Annotated in this window: 5 protein-coding genes; 2 read left to right on the top strand and 3 right to left on the bottom strand. The window is 63.4% G+C overall.

From position 1 onward, the window contains the following. Nucleotides 1–169: 169 nt before the first annotated feature. On the bottom strand, nt 170–640 hold the full coding sequence (locus ACFY1L_RS27730) for an ATP-binding protein (protein WP_388829832.1): 471 nt from the start codon (nt 638–640) through the stop codon (nt 170–172). 168 nt (nt 641–808) lie between these two features. On the opposite strand from ACFY1L_RS27730, the gene ACFY1L_RS27725 reads away from it, so the two are divergent. Both ACFY1L_RS27725 and ACFY1L_RS27720 read left to right on the top strand, forming a co-directional pair. Next, the gene (locus ACFY1L_RS27725; protein WP_388829829.1) at nt 809–1,681 is read left to right on the top strand and encodes a Scr1 family TA system antitoxin-like transcriptional regulator; all 873 of its coding nucleotides are present in this window, start codon (nt 809–811) and stop codon (nt 1,679–1,681) included. Beyond that, nucleotides 1,678–1,863 carry a DUF397 domain-containing protein gene (locus ACFY1L_RS27720; protein ID WP_388829826.1) on the top strand — a complete coding sequence of 62 codons (186 nt, stop codon included), beginning with the start codon at nt 1,678–1,680 and terminating at the stop codon, nt 1,861–1,863. The genes ACFY1L_RS27725 and ACFY1L_RS27720 overlap by 4 nt, the downstream gene beginning before the upstream one ends. Nucleotides 1,864–2,171: 308 nt before the next feature. Here the strand turns inward: ACFY1L_RS27720 and ACFY1L_RS27715 are convergent, their stop codons facing one another. Both ACFY1L_RS27715 and ACFY1L_RS27710 read right to left on the bottom strand, forming a co-directional pair. Next, nucleotides 2,172–5,483 (bottom strand): SNF2-related protein, encoded by a 3,312-nt coding sequence (locus ACFY1L_RS27715; RefSeq protein WP_388829823.1) that lies wholly within the window; start codon nt 5,481–5,483, stop codon nt 2,172–2,174. Between the two features lie 2 nt (nt 5,484–5,485). Then, a complete protein-coding gene (locus ACFY1L_RS27710; RefSeq protein ID WP_388829820.1) occupies nt 5,486–8,389 on the bottom strand; it encodes a DUF1156 domain-containing protein in 2,904 nt (967 codons plus the stop codon). Nucleotides 8,390–8,393 lie beyond the last annotated feature (4 nt).

Below are 8,393 nucleotides of genomic sequence, written 5' to 3'. Positions count from 1 at the left end.
CGGATGAACCACGCCCATCTCTCCCGCCACGAACGGGAGTTCATGCCCACCCACCCGAACTAAACGATCACGTTCGGAAAGCGGATGGCGTCTGACCTCATCGACCGGGGCAGAGGATTGTGCTCAGCTGCCTGCTGCGCACTGGGTGAACCGCGCTCAGCCGTCGTGGTCAGATCCGCTCGCTGTACGTGTCCGGGCCGGGGGTCTCGCAGGCGCATTCGGCCCAGACCGTCTTGCCGCCGGGCGGGTACGGCTCGACGCCCCAGCGGTCTGCGAGGGCAGTCACCAGGAGGAGGCCACGGCCGGACTCGGTGTCCGGGGACGGTCCGCAGTCCGCAGGCGGTGACGGGAGGCGCTCGCCCCGGGCGTCGGTGACGGCGATACGGAGCAGGCCGGCCGCGGTGTCGAGGGTGAGGGTGAGCCGAAAGTCGCGGTTGTTGACACGACCATGCAGGGCGGCGTTGGATGCGAGTTCGGCCACGATCTGCTCGGCGTGCTCGGTAACGCCGGGTGACACCGGCCACGCGCGGAGTTGCTCGGCGGCGAGAAGGCGGGCAAGCCGGGCTCCACGGCGGGTGGACGACAGGGGCTGGGTGAACGTGTGTACGGTGACAGTGGGTTGGGGTGTGGTTGCGTTCATGGGGCCACGGTGACGGGTGCGCGGGGGCGCGTTCCAGAGTTGCGGTCCGTACGCTGCGTCAGCGTACAAGCACATGCCGTGGACAGTACGACGGTTCATACGTCACGCTGAGTGTCGTCGGCTGTGGGACGGCGAACAGTGCGTGTACGGAACCGGAGGTGGCCGCGGATGGCCGGCGGCGGTGTGGTGGACGACGAAGACATGCCGGGCGGCGATGCGGACCGGGAGCCCGATCCCTCGGACAGCCTGCGGACGTTCGGGGCGGTCATGCAGGCACTGCGCGAGCATGCGGGGTACAGCAGAACCGAGTTCGCGGACATGGTGCGCTTCTCCAAGCACACGGTGGAGTCAGTGGAGTTGGGGCGCCGGATGCCCGACCTGGCGTTGGTGGAGCGCTCCGAGGAGGCGCTGGGGAACACGGGTGCGCTGCGGAAGTCGTCGAAGTACGTGACACGGGGGCGCGGGGATGTGGGGCTCGCGGCGTGGTTCCGGCAGTGGGCTCGGCTGGAGCGGGTGGCGGTGAGCCTGTGTACGTACGAGTGCCGGCTGGTGCCGGGGTTGTTGCAGTCGGAGGGGTATGCGCGGGCTCTGTTCGAGAACCGCATTCCGCTACTGACCGACGAGCAGTTGGAGGCTCAGGTGGCGGCGAGGCTGGATCGGCAGAGGATGCTGTCGGAGCGGCCCACTGTTCCCTTCCACTTCATTGTGGAGGAGGCCGTATTCCGGCGCAGGCTGGGCGGTCGTGACGTGTGGCGTCGCCAGTTGGACTACGTGCTGGAACGTACTGCGCCTCGCAACGTGACGCTGCAAGTCATGCCGTTGGATGCGGAGTTCCATGCTTGCATGGATGGTCCCGTACGCCTCTTGGAGACACCGAAGGGGCGCCGGCTGGCGTACTCCGAAGGGCAGGAGAACGGCCGGTTGATCTCTGACCCGAAAGAGGTGAGCCTCCTCTGCCAGCGCTATGACACACTGCGCTCGCAGGCCCTGAACCCCAAAGACTCCCGGGGTCTGCTGGAGCGACTTCGAGGAGAGCTATGAGCACGTCGGAACTGGTCTGGTTCAAGTCCAGCTACAGCGGCAGCTCGGGCGACGACTGCGTCGAGGTCGCCATCACCGAACGGGCCGTGTGTGTACGGGACTCCAAGGACGTGACGCGCCCTCACTTCGCCGTCGGCCGTGAGGAGTGGTCGCGGTTCGTGGGGTTCATGACCGAGGATTGAGCGGCCTGTGGTGGTACTCAGAGGACCTGGCAGGCCCATCGCATGAATGTTGACGTCAACGGCGAGCCGACGGCCGAGTCGTTCCACGTGGACCCCGTCACAACGTAAGCCCGACCCGACTCGTGTGGAAGCCAAAAACATGCCGCGCGGGAGAGTCGGGGTCACAACGCTGCTGTCCGCTCTATCGGCGGGGTATGGCGATGTATGCAACTCGGCTTTCTGCGTTCGCCCTTGGCGCCGTGTTCGCGCTTCAGGTTTCTTGTGGCTTCAGTCAGGCCCAGCCCCGGCGGTTGAGGCCTCTCTACCGGTCACTCATCGGGTTCGGCGGGTAGGAGGGAGCCCAACTCGGGTGCCCCGTAGGTCAGGAAGACTAGGTCACTGTCGCTGCTGGCGTCCCAGATATCGCGATCGAATGTGACGGGGACTGAGGCCGCGGGCGACTGACCCAAGAAGCACTCGACGGACGTCACGCCATCGGAGCGTCCGAAGGACACGCGGGCGTCGTTACGCGGAAGGCACAACAGGTTGTAGATACCAGGGCGTCCGTCATCTGGGGTCAGCCATCGGCCTGAGAGGACGTTGTTCGTGAGCTTGATGGCAAGGCCTGACGGAGTGATGTCGCCCGTCAGATCCGGTGGGGTCTTGATGGTGATGTCGTCGTCGGGAGTGCCCAGGTCGTCGGTGCTGACGGGCTGGTTGCTTATGTCGTCGATCTGAGTTCGGATGTCGGCGATCTCGCGAACGATGGCTTCGCCACTGAGGTTCGCGGCGAGAGCCAGGTCTTCGATGACCTTCTCGACGGTGCCGAGGACGGGGGCGGCGCCCCCGAGAATGTTGGTGAAGTCGTCGTAGTCCTCCTTGATGCCCTTGTAGACCTGCTCCTCCACGGTGTCTTTGTAGAAATAGTTGCTGATTTGGAGGTGCTCGTAGGTGGCGCCGATGCGATCGATACGGCCGATGCGCTGCTCGACGCGCATCAGGTTCCAGGGCATGTCGTAGTTGATGAGGCGGCCCGACGTCTGCAGGTTCAGGCCCTCGCTCATGGAGTCGGTGCCGATCAGGACCTCGATATCGCCGTTGCGGAATCGGGTCTTGATCTCGGCCTTGGTGACCGGGCTCCACTCCTCTGCTACGGGATCGTAGACCTCGCCGCCGCGGCCGGAGTAACAGCCGAGCCTGTAATAGCCAGCGGCCAGGAGGCGTTCGCGGACGTAGTCCATGGTGTCGGTGTACTGAGTGAAGACCACTGCGGAGTTGTACCTTTTGAACGCGTCGGCCAGGTCGTCGACGAGCTTTTTGGCTTTGGTGTCCTCGCCGGTGATATCGCCAAGGTCGTTGAGGAAAGAGCGAAGCTCGCCGATCTCTTCTTTGAGGCGGTCGGCGCGGACATCGAAGGCCTCGGGGTCGAAGAGGGAGTTCTCCAGGTCGACGCCGTCGTCGGCAGTGAGGAGATCGGCGAGGCTCTTGCCTTGCTCGAGTACGTCGAGGCGGCGTTGCAGAGACTGCTTGATCGCCTCGAAAGAGGAGGTCAGCCGGCGGCGGTAGACGGTCATGATGAAGCCGAGGGCCTTGGTGGCCTTGTCGGACTTGTATGCGTTGTAGTGGCGGCGGATGTATTCCTCGATGCGGTCATACAGCTTCCGCTCGTTCGGCGCCAGAGGAATGAACTCGTCAGTGACGTGCCGGTACGGGATGACGATCGAAGCCGGGATGATGCCAGCCGCCTGGTAGGCCCGCATGGTCTTGCGGGTGTTGCGGAAGACCCGATCGCGTATCGGGGTGTGGCGGCGGGCCCACTTCTCCATCCACTCGGAGGTGGCGTTCGGGAACTGTGCCCTGAGGTCCGGTGAGGGGGGATTGCCTGCCATCCCGGTCACCGTCCATGCGTCGGCCCATCCGAGTGCGTCGTCGATTTGCCGCTCCAGCTCGGTGTCGCGTTCGGCGAGCGGGTCGGAGAAGTAGTCTTCCAGCATGTCGCAAATGAGTTTCCAACCGCGCCTCTCAGGCGGATCGCCGAGGTAGGTGAAGTATTGCGCGAAGAAGAACGCCTGCTCACCCCACTTGCCCGGCAGCCCGAGGAGCTCGACGAGGTCCCAGGCCTCGTGGGGATGCATCTGCATTGGGGTTGCTGAAGCGAGGTAGAGCGCACGCCACAGGTCGCGCTTCTTCATCTCCTGGAGCAGCCCGAGCAGGGAGTTGGGAGTGTCGGTCGCCTTGGAGCCGCGGCGGCGGGCGTGATGGGCCTCATCGACGAGGACGACATCCCACGGTCCGGCATCGAGGATCTCAGTACGGCGAGTGCGGCGCCGGGCGAGATGGGAGGAGGCGAGCACGATCGGGAAGGCCGACCACGGGTTCGCCCCCGGAGCGGACGCGATGGGCTGGTCGAACCGGTCGAAGAAGCCACCCTTGTCGTAGCGGGCGACGTCGAGGTTCATCTTTTCGTGGAGTTCTTCCTGCCACTGCTTCATCACCGAGGCAGGCACGAGCAGTAGCGCCTTCTCCGCCCGGCCGGAGGTGAAGAGCTCACGTAGCACCATGCCTGCTTCGACGGTCTTGCCGAGGCCGACCTCGTCGGCAAAGAGATAGCCGCGCGGGTACGTCGACACCACCCGGTAGATCAGCTCGGCCTGGTGCGGCAGCGGTTGAGCCCAGGCTGTGCCCACGCCAGTCCATGCAGATGCCTTCGGTGCATCCCGGAGAGCGACCAGTTCGTCCCAGGCCTTCTGGATATCGACATCCACGTCGACAGGCGGTGCCTCCTGATCGGGCTCCTCGATCTCCGGCTGTGGCGCGAGCGTGTCGAAAGGGAACGGCGCAGCATCCGGAGCATGCTCTATCAGGTGTTTGCGGACGGCAGTGGGAAGATCGATGACCGCCCACCCCTCATCGGGCTTGGCACGCCAGTGCCGCTCGAAGGCTCGCTCTTTGGGATCGCCGTAGTCTTCCCAGGACTCGGTACGCCAGGAACGGTACGCGTCGAAGGTCTCGTGGTTCTTCACCCAAGCGGTGACCGAGGCGTTGTTGGAGCCGCTGAATGCGACCTTCTGGCCGTAGCGGTCCGTGAAGATGCCGTACTTGGTATGGAAGTAGCGGCCCGACTCCTGGTGGGTGAGTAGGTGGCCGTGCTTGTCGACCGGGATGCCGACCCGGATATGGAGCCGGTCGTTGGCGACCATCCAGGCCAGCACGCTGAGGTGCTCGCTCTGCACAATCTTCGTGCCCTCCAGGCCAGGGTCAGCCAGTAAACGTTCGGCGACCACATCGTCGAGCGGAGTGCCGGAGAGCACCGCGTCGACGTCCTTCTTGCCGAGCTGGGCGCCGACGATGCATCTCATCACTCCGCCACCAGCGATGAAGTAAGCCGTGCCCTGCGCGGCAAACTGCAGTTCTGCCCCGGACCAGTAGCCGACCGCACGGTCGTAAGCGACGGCCCTGGAAAGCAGGGGCTCGTAAAACGTCTCAAACGGTTTATCGTCAGGAGAGTACATCGCCTTCAGCGTCACGCTGCGGAACGAGTCTTCGGCCGTGGCAGGATCATGGTCGAAGAGACCATCCTGCGCCGGTGCCGCTGGCTTGGTGGCGGCACCGGGGAACAAAGCATCGTCGTGCTCGGCCAACGTCACTCCATCTCGAAGAGAGCGACTGGTTCGTCAGTCTGCGTTACAGGGATGTCTTCGGCTGGAATCTGAACACTATCGAAGTAGAGCGTGCACAGCGTGTCGAGAAGCCCCGCCTCCGGGTAGAGCCACGCGCCCTTTGATTTCTTTCGAGGGATCGCATTAATCAGGCCCTGGATGGCGGCAAGGAACGCACGGTCACTTGTGTAGCCATGCCGATCGACGAAACGCTTTGCAGCTTGCATGCCGTCAACCTTAGCGATGTAGAGCATCGTGTCGACGGCATCGATGAGGTGCTCGAACCGGGATGCCTCTGGGCGGACTCCAGGAGCATCGCCTTCGTTGCCTCTTCGGATCCGCTCTTCAGGAGCCAGCAACTCCACGGTTCCGGACTTCTTCTTGAGTACCTTGGCTTTCGTCAGGTGGTCGATGTCGAGACCGCCAACAGCCAAAGCGAGGAGCCTCGCAGCATCGAAATCGGCTTCCCGCGCCTTGAAAATGTCCCAAGCCATGAGTACGAAGTCGGTAAGGCTATCGACTCGGACTGCTTCACCCACGAGGCGGCGACGTCGGAGGTCGACGATCTCCTCACGAGCGATGTTCAGAGCCTCCTCCGGCCTCAGGAGCCGGTCGGCTCCGTTCTCGTCGGGCACTGACGAGTAGACGGGCCAGTTCCGCGAGATGACAGACAGTGCAGGGCCGTAGGTGGCAAGCATGAGGTCGACACCTTCGATACCGTCTTCGGTGAAGCGGAGCGATGCACTTCGTGCTTCTGCGCGAACCTCAGGCGCTACGTCTTCGAGGTACCGCTTCCCGCCATCATCGCTCCGGTCCCGCTTCCGGCAGACCAGCATGATGGTGGACTCTGCGGCGTTCTTGTTGGCTTGGTGGCTGCTGGACTCTGGCTCAGTAGCGACAGGCCATGACGTCTCGACCGTGAATCCCGCTGCGATCAACGCCGAGCCCAACGCATCCCATGCTCGAGCGTTCTTGTTGGTGAACATCACCGTGAGTACGCCGTCGTCGGACAGCATCCTGCGGCACTCCGTGAAGATCGCGGCCATCTTTGCCTCGTAGTCGAGGTCAGCGATCTCCTTCTTACGGCGACCGAGCGTTGCGAACCGCGCGTCGTTGGTGACAGCCTCGTTGTCGAGGTCGGTGTTCTCTTCTTCGAAGAGCTCCGGTGCCACGACGCCGAGGGTTTCACGCTCCCAGGCATAGAAGAAGTTGGAGAGCTCGGAGTACATGACATTGGCGTAGTACGGCGGATCCATGCAGATGTGCTGAATGGATCCATCAGGCACGGATGGGATGTCGGCTGCGGTCCCGGCCGTGACCTGCACCTCGCGATCCAGGCGTACACCGGGCGCGCTGCTGCCAGTCTCTTCGAGGAGACGTGCGATCTCGTCGTAAGCATCGACCAACTGGTCCAAGCACCACGGCAGCAGCTCTCCCGGGCCCGGAAACTCGACGAAGGTCCACTTAAACGCGAAGTTGTGTTTCTCGAAGACAGCGCGGGTCGACTGACGATTCACGTGCCAGGAAGCCTGCCGCGCGTTGTAGTTCAGCGCCTTTCCCTGCATCAGCGCAAGCTCCGTCAGGATGTCTTTCGCGAGACTCTCGTCGAGCTCAGCCCTCGCTTCTGCTGCAACCTTGCGAAAGGCTTGAACAAAGGCGGCGTGGGTGAGGAGCTGGCGAGGCGAAAAGAAGTCGGCCCATTTGTTGATGCCGTACATCCGATGACCGCGGTCGTAGTTCGACACCTCGGGGATCGAGGTCGATGGAATGATGCCTGTGGCTTCCCAGATTGCGATGTTCTCTGCTACCAGTTGCTCAGCCTTCTGGAGTGCCTCAAGGTCGGCATCGCTCGGGGATCGGAAGGTTCGCCCAGCGGAGGTCCTGACGACAACTGCATAGAGAACCTGGGTCATGCGGCCGGCCTTTGCCTCGGCCTTGATGTAGTCGCCATCGACGACAAGATTGTCGTACGGGCTGATCGCGCGGCCGCCCGCAAAGAGACCCTTGTCAGCATCGAAGTCGATGTCCGTCCCGTGCACGACTTCAAATTTCGGAGTCTGCAAATCGACTCCGTCGAGTTCAGTCAGCATCCGCACGGCGGCTGGCCTGGGAGCCTTTCGAAGCCACCAATCCGGCATCAGCGGCACGACCCGGCCAGTGCGGGGGCAAGTCACTGCATGGGCGTAGAGGTAGTTTGTAACCCTCTCCCGGCCAGCCTTCGGGAAGTACTCACTCAGCCTGTCCGTGGCGTCGTCCACGATCCGCTGACCCCATTTGCGCAGGAGCGGAGTTAGCGCCGTGCCGTGTTTGGCTGGGATCGTGAGGCTTGCGTTCAGGATCGACACAGCCACGCTGTTCAGGTCGTTCGCGTAGGTCGGCAGACCCAAGCGCAGCGCGGTCCATGGGATGGAGCCTCCCCCGGCGGTCACATCTGCAACGGCAGGAAGGCGGCCCCAGGTGCCGACGAGGACGTCGTGCAACTCTCGGATTTCCTGCTCGCCGACGCTGTTCTTGAACGCTGGGCGGTAGGTGTAAGGGTTGTCCTTGAGTTTAACGCCTGCGGCCTTGGCGGCTTCACTCGTTCGTTTCGCCAGCACGGGGTCTCCCCAAATCCCGATGAGGCGGTTGAACCAGTCGCGATATGCCCGTTCGGTTTGCAGCCCGCTGATCGTAGGATGCCGCTCCGCAAGTTCGTCGCTCCAGGCTGGCAGGATCCCCGCCAGAACTGTGGCTGCCGAGGCAACGATAGGGCGACGAGCCCACCATTGATGCAGGGTCTTGAGCTTCGGGAATTGCCCTGGGATCGGGGCAGCTTCACGTCGTGACTCGATGCTCAGAGCTGCCACCGGCAGCCAGTCTTCAGCCAGTACCTTGGGCCGCGTTGTCACGATT

This window comes from Streptomyces sp. NPDC001663 (assembly GCF_042893105.1).
In the GTDB taxonomy this organism is placed as follows: domain Bacteria; phylum Actinomycetota; class Actinomycetes; order Streptomycetales; family Streptomycetaceae; genus Streptomyces.
This window is presented reverse-complemented; position numbering and strand designations above follow the sequence as displayed.